Source organism: Sphingobacterium sp. NPDC055346 (assembly GCF_053645235.1).
Window position 1 is genome coordinate 225,563 of sequence record NZ_JBSHMI010000002.1, and the last position, 13,653, is coordinate 239,215.

Sequence of the window (13,653 nt, forward strand, 5' to 3'; positions counted from 1 at the left end):
ACAAAAAACGACGCCTGATTCGGTAACAGTGCCCAATTTTAAGGTGCAAAGCCGTATTTGGATGTGAAAGGCGAAGAGGTTTGATTGGGATGGGATTAAGTAAGTTTGGTGAACAAGGATATGCAATATTGTTATTTTCAAATTTAAAATCAAAATTTAAAAAAGTATAAAAAAATACTATTGTAAATAAAAATTAGTATAATTGTATAACAAAACAAACATGAAGTACGATATTTTAAAAAGTGTTATCGATCTAGTTGAAGAATTTGAGATAGAAAATTCGTTAGAAAACATATATCCTGATGATATCGAAGGTTTTAAAAGATGGATAAACGTCAAATATAACAGCCAGGAGATGGAGACCGAGCCTTATTGGGAAGGAAAAGAAAGTGGGCGCAGTGCAGAAAGTGTAATTAGTACCTTAATTGTCCATATGAACAGATATGCTAAAAGTTATTCCAAATCAGCCATATACGGTTCTGATTTCTCTTCGCAGGAAGACTTTATTTACCTGATTAACCTAAAGGCATTTGGTGAAATGACCAAAATGGATTTGATAAAAAAGAACGTTCACGAGAAACCTGCTGGAATGCAAATTATCAATCGTCTGATTTCTCAAGGTTGGGTCAATCAAACTGATTCTGAAATTGACAAAAGAAGTAAAGTTTTAAAAATCAGCTTCAAAGGATTGAATGTTTTAGAAAACCAAATGGACAGAATCAGGAAAGCGACCGAAATAGTTACAGGAGACTTAAACCATCCCGAAAAAATGGAGCTGATCAAATTGCTCAATAAACTCAATAAGTTCCATCAACGGATATATTACAAGAATATTGAAACAGAATATTTATTGAATGAAGCTTTAAAGGATAAAAGGCGATGAAGAAGAAAATAGCCATTATAGGGTCAGGATTCTCGGGACTATCTGCAAGTGCCTACCTGGCAAAGGCAGGTAATGATGTTCACGTGTTTGAAAAACATGATCGGCCGGGAGGTAGAGCGCGGCAGTTTTCAACCGATGATGGATATGTTTTCGATATGGGTCCCAGCTGGTACTGGATGCCGGATATTATGGATAGTTTTTTTGCTGATTTCGGTTGTCAAACTTCTGATTTCTTTGAGTTGATATCGTTAAACCCACAGTTTGAAGTGGTTTTTTCAGAAGGAAAAATTAGTATTCCCGAATGTCTGGAAGAGCTTAAAGTCCTGTTTGAAGGAATCGAAAAAGGAGCTGGAATGCAAGTGGATAAATTCATGCAAGCGGCAAAGTTTAAGTATGAAGTAGGAATGCAGGATTTTATTAATAAACCCTGTCACAATTGGAGTGAATTCTTCTCTCTCAAGATAGTCAAAAGTGCGATTAAATTGGATTTGTTGACGGGTTTCAGGCCTTACGTTGCTAAATATTTTAAAAGTGAAAAGCTAAGGACCTTGATGGAATTTCCCGTAATTTTCCTGGGTGCTTCTCCAAAGGATATCCCTGCATTGTATAGTTTGATGAATTACGGTGGTTATGCTTTGGGGACCTATTATCCGATGGGCGGGTTTTATCAATTGGTTTTGGCGATGAAAAAAGTAGCCGAAAGTCAAGGTGCTAATTTCCATTTCAACAAAACCGTTGAAAGTATAAACACATGTAGCGGAAAGGTTACCTCGTTAACCATAAATGGCAAGATCCATGAATTTGATGCTGTCATTGCTTCTTCGGATTATCATCATACAGAAACCCTATTAAGTAAAGAGAACAGAAATTATTCAGAAGAATTCTGGCAAAACAGAACCTTTGCACCCTCCAGTCTGATTTATTATTTAGGGATCGATCAAAGCATTCCCAACCTCGAACATCATACGCTTTTTTTTGAGAATGATCTTGATGAACATGTCGATTCTATATATGAAGAAAAAAAATGGCCACAGAGGCCTCTCTTTTATTCCTGTTGCCCTTCCAAAACAGACAGTACTTTAGCTCCCCCGGGCAAAGAGAACTTATTCCTTCTAATGCCGTTGGCAATCGGGATTGACGATGCAGAAACTACACGTGAACTATATTTGAACAACATGCTTTCAAGGATAGAAAGGCATACAGGGATACAAGATCTACGGTCAAAGATCGAATACAAAAGAAGCTACTGTGTCAGCGATTTTATTTCGGATTATAATGCCTATGGTGGGAATGCCTATGGATTGGCTAATACGCTAGGTCAGACTGCAGTCCTAAAGCCCAAAATAAGAAACAAAAGATTGAAAAATTTATTCTACACAGGTCAATTGACGGTTCCCGGACCTGGGATCCCTCCATCCATAATTTCAGGTAGAATTGTTGCAAACGAAATAATCAAACTAAAAAAATAAAACCATGAAACAGCTGTTTGACGAACTTTCATACTCGGTTAGCAAGATAACAACCCAGAAATATAGCACTAGTTTTTCCTTGGGAATCCTGTCGCTGAAACCCTCAATTCGATCTGCAATATATGCCATATATGGGTACGTGAGATTAGCCGATGAAATCGTGGATAGTTTTCATGGATATGATAAAGAGAAGCTCTTGAGCCGGTTAAAAACAGAAACCTATGTTGCACTTCACGAGGGGATATCCCTTAATCCAATCCTTCAATCCTTTCAAGAAACGGTAAATCTTTTTAAAATAGACATAATACTAATTGAAAAGTTTTTGCATAGTATGGAAATGGATCTGCGGAAAATAGACTACAATTCAGCGCTATATGAAGAATATATTTTTGGTTCCGCGGAAGTAGTCGGGTTGATGTGCCTGCAAGTTTTTACGGATGGCGACGCCGAAAGGTATAAAGAACTGGAACCTTATGCAATGAAATTAGGCTCCGCTTTTCAAAAAGTTAATTTTTTAAGGGATTTGAGGGATGATTATCAGGTTTTGGGAAGGACCTATTTTCCAGATATCGATATGCGCATATTTGATAATTGCGTGAAATGTCGGATTGAAAAGGAAATAGAAGAAGAGTTTAGAATTGCTTTTGTTGGAATTAAGAAACTGCCCAGCTCCGCTAGGTTCGGTGTATATTTAGCTTATAGGTACTATTTGTCATTGTTCCAAAAAATAAAAAGAAGATCCTCCAAAGAGATATTGAATAATAGGATTCGGGTTCCCAATGCCGAAAAGGCATACGTGGCGTTCAAAAGTTATGTACGATATAAAACGGCTTTTTTATGATGAATATAACTGGTTTGCTCATTAGTTCAGTATTCTTTTTAAGGATTTTTAGTCCAATTGCTGTAGAAGATGTGAGGTCTAATTACAGCAAGTTGGTATCAAACCGGGCATTGTGCGAAAGAATGATTGGAGAATTGATGGAATCTAAAAACAATTCGGCTACTCATCTGGGATATTTAGGTGGATTGCAAACTATTTGGGCCAATCATGTTTTTAGTCCGATTAGCAAACTCAAAACATTCAGAGAAGGAAAGAAAAACATCGAGAAAGCGATCAAAAAAGAACCTGAGAATGTTGAATTGAGGTTTATCAGGCTTTCTGTCCAAAAAAATGCTCCATCCTTTTTAGGGTACAAATCAAACATAAATGAGGATTCCGCTTTTATTAAGGAAAACAGTCTCCAAATTAGGTCGGAGATTCTTCTTAAGATGATAGGGACACTTTTAAAAGATTAATTTATGAGAAATCGGCTATACAGAGAGCAACAATTGAATTGTGACGTCGAAGAAGCCTGGCGTTTTTTCTCTTCTCCCAAGAACCTTTCCAAGATTACGCCTAAAGGTATTGGTTTTACAGTGCTGTCGGAATATGTCGCTGAGGAGATTGCTGAGGGTACGATCATCGATTATATCGTTTCTCCGTTACTTACAATCCCTTTGAAGTGGAGGACAAGAATCACCCATGTTGAACACAATAAATGTTTTATTGATTTACAGGAGAAAGGACCTTATAAGTACTGGAGGCATCTTCATGAATTCTTCCCCAATAAAGATGGGGTCTTGATGAAGGATACGGTAGATTACGAACTGCCTTTCGGCCTGGTAGGACAGATTGCACATTTGCTGTTAGTGAAAAGGAAATTGACGGATATTTTCGATTTCCGGCGCGACACCATAGAAAAACTCTTTAACCCAATTAACAACTGATATGGCTTTTTTAATCGTAATGATCACATTTACATTGATGGAAGGGGCAACCTGGATTATCCACAAATATGTCATGCACGGTTTCCTTTGGTTCCTGCACAGAGACCATCACGACCACAGCAGTGAGGGCGCTTTTGAAAAGAACGACTACTTTTTCGTAATATTTTCCATACCAACGATTGCTTTGATGTATTTCGGGTCGGTAGAAAATTTCAATTACCTGTTCCATATCGGTTTAGGCATTTTGCTGTACGGAATGGCTTATTTTTTTGTGCACGATATTTTTATCCATCAAAGGGTAAAATTTCTGTCCCAGACCCAAAATCCCTATTTTTTGGCACTCCGCAGGGCACACAAGCAACATCACAGGCATATCGGGAAAGAAGACGGTGAATGTTTTGGATTTCTTTTCGTTCCATTCAAATATTTTAAAATGTACTTTAACTCTGGAAAAAAATGATGGCTTATACCTATTCCGCAATATTGTTCTTTACGGTCATCATATGTTTCATTGCCTCATACGATAAACGAATTTATTTTAATCGTCATTTTGGGGAGTTTTTAAAATCTGCAATTATTGTTGCCATTCCTTTCATCGCTTGGGATATATGGTTTACGGCAAAAGGTGTTTGGTGGTTCAATACCGATTATACGCTCGGAATAGTACTGGCTGGGTTACCGATCGAGGAATGGCTTTTTTTTATCTGTATTCCGTTTTCATGTATATTTACCTATTTCTGTTTCGAGAAGTTCTTTAGGTTGGGATGGCTATCTGGGTTTAATAACCTGATTGTTTTTATCAGTGTGGTAATCTGTTCGGTTATGGCATTGTTGCATTATGATAAAATATACACACTTATCACGGCAATCGCTACCCTAACAACCTTAATCTACCTGCATTTTATTGTTCGGGCAGAATGGATTGGAAAAGCATCGCTAGTATTTACGGTTTTGATGTTGGGTTTCCTTCCAGTAAACGGCGTACTGACAGGAACCGGATTGGAATCGCCCATAGTGAACTACAACCCCCGGGACTTTCTTGGGGTACGCATATTAACTATACCAATTGAGGATGCCGTCTATGGATATACGCAATTCCTTTTGGTTCTCTATTTTTTTAAATTATTTAAAAAAAGAAATGATGGTCATAAAAAATAGGATTTTGGTAATCGCATTTTCTGTGGTTCTGTTTACGTTTCTAAATTCGTGTTCATCCATTCCCAAAGGTGCTGAAGCGGTAAAAAACTTTGAAATGGGTCGATACCTGGGAACTTGGTATGAAATTGCCCGGTTTGATTTCAGTTTTGAAAAGGATCTGGACAATGTTTCCGCTCAATACAGCTTGAACGATGATGGCTCTGTTAAGGTATTGAACAGCGGTTACAACTACAAGAAGGGGAAATGGAAAAAAGCCATTGGTTTAGCAAAATTTAGCGATAATATGCATATTGCTGAATTAAAAGTAAGTTTCTTCGGCCCTTTTTATTCGGGATACAACGTCATTGCATTGGACGAAAATTATCGATATGCGCTGGTTGCTGGAAAAAGTTTGAAATATTTATGGATTTTATCAAGGACAAAAGATATACCCGATGGGATTAAAAAAAGCTTTCTAGACAGTGCGCAAAGGATTGGTTATGACACCTCTAAACTGATTTGGGTAAAGCACGATAGGACCGATAACCCATTCCTAAATGAGAAATAAATTTTATAGGGATGGCTATATTTCTGTAGGTCTAAATCTTTTGAACCTTAAGGACTTCATTTTTTAAAAAAAATGTTTCAATTGCAAAAATTATATAAAAATAATAGTTCTTGTACAAAGATCTAAAGTTTAATCATTTTCAAGTAATTAATAGTTACCATGATTTTTAGTTGTTCCTAAATAAGTCTATCAAAAATTTAAACGTCAAATTTGTCCAGTAAATAGCTTCATCGCTATTTGTTATTGGGATATTGGAATCTAATATTGATTTAAATCGGTCCCAATCCTTTGGGGCAATATCTGATTTCTCGTTAAAATAATGATCGGTTGAAACGAAATCAAGTTTGTTAAGGATTTTAGCAATATATGGTCTTCCCAATGATGATCCTTGGAGAACATAATGCCTGTTGTTCAGAATGTAGATTCGTGAGGATTTTCATTTCCTTCAACTCAGGTAAATCTAATTTTAAGGCGACAAAATCATTCTCAATTTGTTTTAAGCCTAAGAAGAAAGGATAGTGCTCCGTAAATTGTTGTACATGTGAATTCGTAAAGTGATGTATCTCTTTGTTAAACACATAGAACTTTTTTTATAGATCCGTGTAATCTTTTTTAGAATTCATATTTCGGATATAATTAATAACCAATGCTTCGGAAATTTGATGGAATTTTTTAGTTTCTTGCTTTAAATAATCGGTGATTTTCATTAAATAAATTTAATAATATATGACTTGTCTTTAATCAAAATAAGGTTGGAATTCAATAGTTATTTGGGAGGGAACATCAGTTTTACACAAGTTCCGGTTCCAATTTTACTTTTAATGGTGATATCAATTCCCAATTTATCAGCTATTCTTTTTACAATGGACATTCCAATTCCTGAGCCTTCATAGCCTGAAGAGTTAGACATGCGCTTAAACATTTCATAAATAGATGTTAGTTCTTCTTCTTCAATACCTATTCCATTGTCTGAAACAGTATAGATTATGCCATTATCGGTAGTAAAAGAATCTACAGTGACCAATGAAGAATCCACTTTCGATGAATATTTTATAGCATTGCCAATAATGTTCAAAAACAATTGATAAAGCAAAGTTTTCTCACCGAGTACAGGGTGTAAGTTATTAACGACCACATGAACATTATTGGACCCGAATCTATTTTTGCTCATATTGATAATTTCATACACAAAGTTTTCAGGTTCTACCACTTCTTTTTCAAAATTAAATGAGCTTGCTTTTGAGAATTGATGGATCTTATCAAGCATATTCATAATGATGTGTACGGAATCCAGAATATTTGAGGTCATTTTCTTTAAGAGCTGAGGATTGACATCCTGCCGATATTGAAGAAATTCAGTTGAAACTTTTATTGCAGAAAGAGGATTCTTTAAATCATGGCTAATGGTATAGGCATAGGTATCCAGTGCATTGTTCATTTCAATCAGCTGGGTATTCAGCGAATCAATTTCAGCGGCTTTATTTAACATCGAGTCTCTTAGGATTTCTCTGATACGTAAGATAAAATGAAGGTGTTTGGAACTCCATTTTCTGGAGGTTCCGTTCACTTGTTCGCGCCAAACATTGAAAGAGGAACGCGGTGAAGGTTTGAGGGTTCCCGTCAGCATATCCTCTTCATAAAATTTTTCAGGTTTTCCTGCCCATTCTCTATTTAACAGGATTTCTTTTCTAAACCAAATGATAAAGAAGTCTTTTTTATGGTCAATATTGGCAAAAGTTAGACCGGCAATTGTTTTTCCAAAGGCTTCATATATTTGATTCTGAGAATCTAGAGCGTGAGTTGTAAAGATGTGATCTTGGGCTAATTCTTTTAGTTGGGGGACTTGAGATCTCAACGTTTCCTTTTCCGGATGTAAACCTTCCAGGAAAACAGAGTCTTCAAATCCAATGGCGATTCCATCCGCTTCCAAGATATGTATAAGGGTTTTTGAGAATTCCCTTAATTCAGGGAAAATATTGGTCTTTAGTAAAACCTTTTCTTTCAGCTGAAGTTCAAGTTCCTGAACTTCTTTCAGATAAATAATTCTTTCTCTATCTTCCGACTGTTGAAATTTATTCGCTGCAAAATTAGTGGCCATTAAAGAGAAATTGCGAATACTAAGATCAATATGTTTGGGTGTTTCATGTTGGCAACATACAAGTCCCCAAAGTTCTCCCTTGATTATTATGGAAAAACTAATGCTGGATCGAAACCCCGCATTTTTTAGATATTGTAAATGCACAGGCGACAATCTCCTGATAGAAATATTTCGAAGGTCGATATCCCTATTATCAAGAGAACTGATCACTGCCCCCTCTTCCTCCGTATCGACTATAAATCTGCAGTGTTTTGTTTTATAAAGTTCCCGTGCCTGTCTTGGAATATCAAATTCTGGATAATTCAACCCCAAATAAGAATGTAATTCTGGTCTATTTAAAGTTTCAGCGATGACGATTCCACTACTATCTTCATTGAATTGATAGACCATCACCCTATCTACCATTAGATTTTGTGAAAGTACTTCTGTTAAACCATCCCAGATGTCCTGCCCTTCATTTTGCAAGGCTATCAATTTATTGTTGATAATATTGCTAATGTTATTATTTTGAATGGTTGAGATCTCAAATTCCAAGTTTATAGCATCCAAGGAATTTGAGATGCTTAAATAGAATGGATTACCATCAATCGCTATTAAATTTGTGCATCTTTTGTGATCAGGGCGATTTTCAATTTCTTTAATGGTTTTGAGTATGAAATCCTTCTCTGCAATATTTAAAACAAATGCATCGGATAGGGATTTGCCTATAAGATCCTTTGAAGATATTTTTGGCAGGTACTTTTGGATATTTTCGCTAACTGCTTCAATATTTAAGGATTGATTAACAATTATTACAAATCCTAAATCTTGAATCTTACCTAGAAATTGGATCTTTTCATCCTCACAATTTATCTTTTCCATTTATGTTAATCTATTAGTTTGTAGAAATTCTTAAAAAGCAAATTAAGAAAATCAGTTCCTAACAAAGTAAGCAGAAAAATTTTAAAAATATGTTAAAACATATTGACAAATAATATAATATCAATCCCTGATCTTTCCTTTAACGTTTATGATATACGAAACGTGGTTTTATGGAGTGTGTATATTTCTCAAATTAAAAAATATTATTGGTTTTAAGACGGGCAATTAATTTAATTTTTGCCCTAATAATTCTTATTGCCTTCGTTTGTGGGATTTCAGGAAAAAATAGTTGTTTCCATATTTTGTTATCAAATCTTATGTTAGGAATGGAACTAAAATTGAAAATATCATTTTCTAGCATTAATAAAACCGGTTTAGAAACTGCATTATTTATTTAAAATGGATATGTTGTGGGTACCATTTCAAAAATTTGTTATTCTCGTTAATCGGAAGGGAGAAGATGAAGATTAGTGAAATTTACTGGATGCGGTGCTAATAGGGAATAAAAGATTAATATTGAAAGCCAGAAAAATTGTCTTTCCTGGCTTTTTGGTTATTTAGAGTTTTAATTCTCCTTCTTCACCAATACCTTCCTTACTTCCTGTAATCGCATTTTTCAACATACCAAATAAAGTTGCGATTTTATTGGAGCCAGAATCCCAATAGTGCGCTTCATCGGGTGTAACCTTAATTAATCTAATATTTGGATCTTCCTTTCCTTTTTCAAACCAGCCTTGCATCATCTTATTCCAATATCTGTCAATTCTTGCTTGATCTCTACTTAGTGTTGCAGTGCCATTAATACTTAAAAAGCTATAATTTTTAGGATCGGCATAAAACACTGAAATTTTATCATTCTTTTCTAAATTTTTATGCGTTTCACTTTCTGCAGAACAGATATACCATATATTTCCATCTTTATCCACTTCTTGTCTGCTCATAGGGACACCATGAGGATAGGGTGAATTTGGAGTAAATGTACAAATTGTACCGATGTCAATTTGATCAACAATTGATTTTAATTTTTTATGAGCTTCTTGATCTCTAATAATTTTCTCTGCCATAGTATGTTCTTTTGGGTTCAACACTTAATAGTTCACAATTGTTTAGATAAAAATTACCAGAACTTTTATTCAATTTTTTGTTAATGATTTTAAGCATTCTTCATGCTATTTAAAATAACAGGCTGCCTTTGACCTTGGAAGAGTAGTTACAGAAATTGATTTCTCTGATGATCCGCTCTTGCAAGGAAGGAATTTTTCATATATAGATCCTCAGAACTATAGACTGGGTGGTCCAAATTTCCATGAATTGCCCATCAATAGGCCGATAAATGGCACACACAACAATCAAAAGGATGTGTTTGCAAGAATGGATATCTTAAAGGGTAATACAAATTATTTTCCAAATAGCCAAGGAAATGGATGTCCATACCAAGCTATGCTTAAAGGGGAAAAAGCTTACCAAACAGGAAAACGACAGGTTGATGGTAAAGAAAGTAAGAGCAAAGTCGAGTTCATTTGCAGAACACTTTACTCAAGCTAGATTATTTTTTAATTATTTAAGTCCTGAGGAGCAAAACCATGTTATCAATGCTTTTAGTTTTGAGCTCTCGACAGTAAATAATGAAGATATCAGAAAGCGTGAATTGGCCAATTTAAATCATGTTCATCCAACATTGGCAAAAGCTATTGGGAAAAACTTAGGATTGACACCATAGAATCCCTTGATCCGCTTACTTTACAATTTGCAAGGCAAAATCACCCAAATTATCCATTAAAGCTTAATAAACCTGAGATTGAAAAGTCTGAATTCTTAAGTATGAAGGTTAAAGGTGAAGAGGGTAATATCCGTAGCCGGAAAATTGTATTTTAGTTGATGATAGTGTAAGTAAAGTATCGGTAGATTAAATGAAAAAATGACTTGAGAAAGATGGAGCTATTGCTGTGCTGATTTCTTCGCATGTTGGAAATTTGAAATATAAGGAAGGGGGGGGAAGAACCCATACAGCATAGTTATTTAACCGATGTATCAGTTTGTTTTGATGGTTTTTATACACCTAATGGCGACTCTGTATCCAAGTTCGCTCAAAATCCAGATTATCTTCAATTTATTAATAAAGGTTACCGTCACAGTAAAGTAATTGCATTTGCCAAAGGAACAGAGCAATTAGCAGCAAAATCTTTTATAGAAAAAGATCAAGGTGTAATATTTGAGTCAGATCCAAATTGGACAGATGCATTTGTTAATGCACTCAAAAAACATAGGGTATGGGAAAGAGAAAACCCTAGAAAAGTCCCTTCATAATAGATTACAATTATCTTTCCGCCATCTTAAAATCCGTTGAACTCTCAAAGCTTCTCCAGATTTGTGTCTGTTACTCAATATAATTACTTTAAAAGAAATTTCGAAAACCAATTCTGATTTTAAGGTTTGCAAAGATTCAATTTGTTTTTTTCTGGGCAATTGTTCTAACATCTCACTGATTTCCGTAATAGTAACATTACTGGTATCGGAATAAACTATTTTCAATAGTTGCCAATTCTTTATCAACTAAAACAACAAAACAATAGAAGGTAAATTGACCATTGCATCTCCCGGAACTAGATAGGTCATAAATCTAAATATGGATGATTTGTTACTTTTTTTCCACAGTTAACTAAGTTCTGATTTTAAATTATCCCTGTTGAAAGTAAAATTATTTTCTTGTAAATAATAATGTATAGTTTGTTCATTTGCTACCCAGAGAACATGAATATCTTGAAATTGAACAAAAATTTAAATTACCTTTAATTAACGCTAATAAAATTAGTAATTTTGTTTCAACTTACTAATATATATAGCGAATGTTTGGGTTTGATGATAAATTGGAAATATTAGCTGATGCGGCAAAATATGATGTTAGTTGCAGTTCCAGTGGAGGAAAGCGAAAAAATAATGGTGGGATCGGAGATGCCTCTACCAGTGGAATTTGCCATACCTATACTGAAGATGGAAGATGCGTTTCATTACTTAAGATTTTAATGACCAATTATTGTATTTATGATTGTTCATTTTGCGTTAGCCGTAGGAGCAATGATGTTCAAAGGGCAGCATTTTCGGTAAAAGAGGTTGTGGATCTTACCATGAACTTCTATAGGAGAAACTATATTGAGGGATTGTTTTTAAGTTCAGGAATTTTTAAATCTGCAGACTATACAATGGAACGAATGATGTTGGTGGTGAGGAAACTTCGAAGCGAAGAAAGGTTCAACGGCTATATCCATTTGAAAGCAATTCCCGGAGCAAGTGAGGCTCTATTAAAAGAAGCAGGGTTATATGTGGATCGTATGAGCGTAAACCTAGAGATACCCACGGAAAAAGGCCTGAAATTGGTCGCTCCTGAGAAAGACCATCAAACTGTAATCGAGCCATTATCCATCGTTCAGAATGAAATCGAAACCATTGAGCGAGATAAAAGGAAGTTCAAAAAGGTTCCTCATTTCGTTCCAGCAGGACAAAGTACACAAATGGTAATTGGCGCCACTCCAGAAAATGACCTTCAGGTCATGGAAACCGCCAGCAGGTTCTATAAAGAATTCAATCTCAAACGGGTTTATTACTCAGGATATATCCCAATAAATTCTAATGATAGCCTATTGCCTAAAATTGGCACAGCTCCGCCATTGGTGCGGGAAAATAGACTTTACCAAGCTGATTGGTTATTGAGGTTTTATGGATTTTCTCTTCATGAAATCTTAAACAATAGCCATCAACATCTGGAATTGGAAATTGACCCCAAACTTTCATGGGCATTGAGGAATCCACAATTCTTCCCAATTGATGTCAATACTGCGGAATATAAATGGATAATTAGAATTCCTGGGATTGGAAGGCAATCAGCCCATAAAATCGTTCAGGCCAGGAAATATGGAAAACTTCGGGAATATCAATTAAAGAAAATGGGAATAGCCTTTAACAGGGCCAAATATTTTATGGTTTGCCAAGATATGATTGTCAATACGGGATTTATTTATCCAGATGCTATTAAGAAGGCTTTATTGGATCACCATCCGGAGCCTAGGGTCTCGAATTCCGAATCACAGTTAAGCCTGTTCTGATGGATTACGTTTTTGATGGTAGTTTCAACGGTTACCTATGCTGTGTATTCGAGGCATTTGAGAGAAAAGAGTTTTATGTTACTCCTAAAGTGCTGGACATGATAGAACCAAATATTTTCAATCAACAGAGACAAGTTATGACCGTCCCTGAAAAATCTTCCCGTATTTTGAAAGGAATCGAAAAGATAATAGGAAAGAAGGACCTGAATATTTTCTATCATAATTTTCTTGCAGATCAAAAAGGAGCATGGGAAATAGGTTTTAGGACTATCATTCGTTTATTTAAGTATGGTAAAATTGACATTCGGGACTACGGAAACCCTGAAATTTTGCAGTTACACAAAACCATTAAGCAAGTAAGTCGAGAAAGGCATAGAATGAAAGCATTTGTGAGATTCGTCAAATCTTCAGATGGTCTCTACACAGCGCTCATTGAGCCAGATTTAAATGTTTTACCTTTGATTATCCCATTTTTTAAGAATCGGTTTTCTGATCAGGATTGGTTGATTTATGATATCCGAAGAAATTACGGATATCATTATGATGGACGGGAGATTCACGAAGTCCTTACCTCTGAGAACCAGGAAATCGAAAATCCATATGCCTTAGAATTGGATCTTGACTCAAGAGAAACGGAATTTCAACATTTATGGAAAACCTACTTTAAGAGTACGAATATTGAAGAAAGGAAAAACATCAAATTACACCTGAGACATGTACCCAAAAGATATTGGAAATATTTAGTGGAAAAGCAATAATTGCGCAATTCC

15 protein-coding genes and 1 pseudogene are annotated in these 13,653 nt (G+C 35.3%); 13 read left to right on the forward strand and 3 right to left on the reverse strand.

Annotation, left to right across the window (positions count from 1 at the left end; all coding sequences use genetic code 11):
• Positions 1-220 precede the first annotated feature (220 nt).
• From ACWICE_RS05210 to ACWICE_RS05245, 8 genes are read left to right on the forward strand one after another with little or no spacing between them, the layout of a single operon-like run.
• Positions 221-883 carry a MarR family winged helix-turn-helix transcriptional regulator gene (locus ACWICE_RS05210; protein WP_185216961.1) on the forward strand — a complete coding sequence of 221 codons (663 nt, stop codon included), beginning with the start codon at positions 221-223 and terminating at the stop codon, positions 881-883.
• Positions 880-2,352, forward strand: coding sequence for a phytoene desaturase family protein (locus tag ACWICE_RS05215; RefSeq protein ID WP_093095700.1), 1,473 nt, complete (start codon positions 880-882; stop codon positions 2,350-2,352). Before ACWICE_RS05210 ends, ACWICE_RS05215 begins: the two co-directional genes overlap by 4 nt.
• Positions 2,353-2,356: 4 nt before the next feature.
• Positions 2,357-3,193: a phytoene/squalene synthase family protein gene (locus ACWICE_RS05220; protein ID WP_093095702.1), complete on the forward strand. Its 837-nt coding sequence runs from the start codon at positions 2,357-2,359 to the stop codon at positions 3,191-3,193.
• Positions 3,190-3,648, forward strand: coding sequence for a hypothetical protein (locus ACWICE_RS05225; RefSeq protein ID WP_093095703.1), 459 nt, complete (start codon positions 3,190-3,192; stop codon positions 3,646-3,648). The genes ACWICE_RS05220 and ACWICE_RS05225 overlap by 4 nt, the downstream gene beginning before the upstream one ends.
• 3 nt (positions 3,649-3,651) lie before the next feature.
• Positions 3,652-4,119: an SRPBCC family protein gene (locus ACWICE_RS05230; RefSeq protein WP_093095705.1), complete on the forward strand. Its 468-nt coding sequence runs from the start codon at positions 3,652-3,654 to the stop codon at positions 4,117-4,119.
• A gap of 1 nt (position 4,120) precedes the next feature.
• Positions 4,121-4,579 carry a sterol desaturase family protein gene (locus ACWICE_RS05235; protein WP_185211797.1) on the forward strand — a complete coding sequence of 153 codons (459 nt, stop codon included), beginning with the start codon at positions 4,121-4,123 and terminating at the stop codon, positions 4,577-4,579.
• The gene (locus ACWICE_RS05240; RefSeq protein ID WP_093095708.1) at positions 4,576-5,277 is read left to right on the forward strand and encodes a lycopene cyclase domain-containing protein; all 702 of its coding nucleotides are present in this window, start codon (positions 4,576-4,578) and stop codon (positions 5,275-5,277) included. Before ACWICE_RS05235 ends, ACWICE_RS05240 begins: the two co-directional genes overlap by 4 nt.
• Positions 5,258-5,824: a lipocalin family protein gene (locus tag ACWICE_RS05245; RefSeq protein WP_236736443.1), complete on the forward strand. Its 567-nt coding sequence runs from the start codon at positions 5,258-5,260 to the stop codon at positions 5,822-5,824. The genes ACWICE_RS05240 and ACWICE_RS05245 overlap by 20 nt, the downstream gene beginning before the upstream one ends.
• A 356-nt stretch (positions 5,825-6,180) precedes the next feature.
• On the opposite strand, the gene ACWICE_RS05250 is transcribed toward ACWICE_RS05245, so the two are convergent.
• The 3 genes from ACWICE_RS05250 to ACWICE_RS05260 all read right to left on the reverse strand — a co-directional run bounded on the left by ACWICE_RS05250 (position 6,181) and on the right by ACWICE_RS05260 (position 9,847).
• Complete coding sequence (locus ACWICE_RS05250) at positions 6,181-6,402, reverse strand: hypothetical protein (RefSeq protein WP_139185420.1); 222 nt, start codon at positions 6,400-6,402, stop codon at positions 6,181-6,183.
• A gap of 188 nt (positions 6,403-6,590) precedes the next feature.
• Positions 6,591-8,783, reverse strand: a complete 2,193-nt coding sequence (locus tag ACWICE_RS05255; protein ID WP_454297812.1) for an ATP-binding protein — start codon at positions 8,781-8,783, stop codon at positions 6,591-6,593.
• 557 nt (positions 8,784-9,340) lie between these two features.
• The gene (locus tag ACWICE_RS05260) at positions 9,341-9,847 is read right to left on the reverse strand and encodes a pyridoxamine 5'-phosphate oxidase family protein (RefSeq protein ID WP_093095710.1); all 507 of its coding nucleotides are present in this window, start codon (positions 9,845-9,847) and stop codon (positions 9,341-9,343) included.
• Positions 9,848-9,977: 130 nt separating this feature from the next.
• Here ACWICE_RS05260 and ACWICE_RS05265 point away from each other — a divergent pair.
• The 5 genes and pseudogenes from ACWICE_RS05265 to ACWICE_RS05285 form a co-directional block, all read left to right on the forward strand.
• Positions 9,978-10,187 (forward strand): annotated as a pseudogene (locus tag ACWICE_RS05265) (catalase); the annotation flags it as partial.
• Between the two features lie 16 nt (positions 10,188-10,203).
• Positions 10,204-10,503, forward strand: a complete 300-nt coding sequence (locus ACWICE_RS05270; RefSeq protein WP_236736444.1) for a catalase-related domain-containing protein — start codon at positions 10,204-10,206, stop codon at positions 10,501-10,503.
• A 284-nt stretch (positions 10,504-10,787) separates the two neighbouring features.
• Complete coding sequence (locus ACWICE_RS05275; protein ID WP_313259087.1) at positions 10,788-11,090, forward strand: type 1 glutamine amidotransferase family protein; 303 nt, start codon at positions 10,788-10,790, stop codon at positions 11,088-11,090.
• Between the two features lie 539 nt (positions 11,091-11,629).
• On the forward strand, positions 11,630-12,883 hold the full coding sequence (locus ACWICE_RS05280) for a putative DNA modification/repair radical SAM protein (RefSeq protein ID WP_093095713.1): 1,254 nt from the start codon (positions 11,630-11,632) through the stop codon (positions 12,881-12,883).
• Positions 12,883-13,641 carry a TIGR03915 family putative DNA repair protein gene (locus ACWICE_RS05285; RefSeq protein WP_454297813.1) on the forward strand — a complete coding sequence of 253 codons (759 nt, stop codon included), beginning with the start codon at positions 12,883-12,885 and terminating at the stop codon, positions 13,639-13,641. Before ACWICE_RS05280 ends, ACWICE_RS05285 begins: the two co-directional genes overlap by 1 nt.
• Positions 13,642-13,653: the final 12 nt, after the last annotated feature.

Excerpts from the sequence above, each read along its gene's own strand:
- ACWICE_RS05235 (WP_185211797.1), top strand. The coding sequence starts at position 4,121 with ATGGCTTTTTTAATCGTAATGATCACATTTACATTGATGGAAGGGGCA.
- ACWICE_RS05245 (WP_236736443.1), top strand. The coding sequence starts at position 5,258 with ATGATGGTCATAAAAAATAGGATTTTGGTAATCGCATTTTCTGTGGTT.
- ACWICE_RS05225 (WP_093095703.1), top strand. The coding sequence starts at position 3,190 with ATGATGAATATAACTGGTTTGCTCATTAGTTCAGTATTCTTTTTAAGG.
- ACWICE_RS05210 (WP_185216961.1), top strand. The coding sequence starts at position 221 with ATGAAGTACGATATTTTAAAAAGTGTTATCGATCTAGTTGAAGAATTT.
- ACWICE_RS05260 (WP_093095710.1), bottom strand. The coding sequence starts at position 9,847 with ATGGCAGAGAAAATTATTAGAGATCAAGAAGCTCATAAAAAATTAAAA.
- ACWICE_RS05255 (WP_454297812.1), bottom strand. The coding sequence starts at position 8,783 with ATGGAAAAGATAAATTGTGAGGATGAAAAGATCCAATTTCTAGGTAAG.
- ACWICE_RS05220 (WP_093095702.1), top strand. The coding sequence starts at position 2,357 with ATGAAACAGCTGTTTGACGAACTTTCATACTCGGTTAGCAAGATAACA.
- ACWICE_RS05215 (WP_093095700.1), top strand. The coding sequence starts at position 880 with ATGAAGAAGAAAATAGCCATTATAGGGTCAGGATTCTCGGGACTATCT.
- ACWICE_RS05285 (WP_454297813.1), top strand. The coding sequence starts at position 12,883 with ATGGATTACGTTTTTGATGGTAGTTTCAACGGTTACCTATGCTGTGTA.
- ACWICE_RS05230 (WP_093095705.1), top strand. The coding sequence starts at position 3,652 with ATGAGAAATCGGCTATACAGAGAGCAACAATTGAATTGTGACGTCGAA.
- ACWICE_RS05280 (WP_093095713.1), top strand. The coding sequence starts at position 11,630 with ATGTTTGGGTTTGATGATAAATTGGAAATATTAGCTGATGCGGCAAAA.
- ACWICE_RS05270 (WP_236736444.1), top strand. The coding sequence starts at position 10,204 with ATGGATGTCCATACCAAGCTATGCTTAAAGGGGAAAAAGCTTACCAAA.
- ACWICE_RS05240 (WP_093095708.1), top strand. The coding sequence starts at position 4,576 with ATGATGGCTTATACCTATTCCGCAATATTGTTCTTTACGGTCATCATA.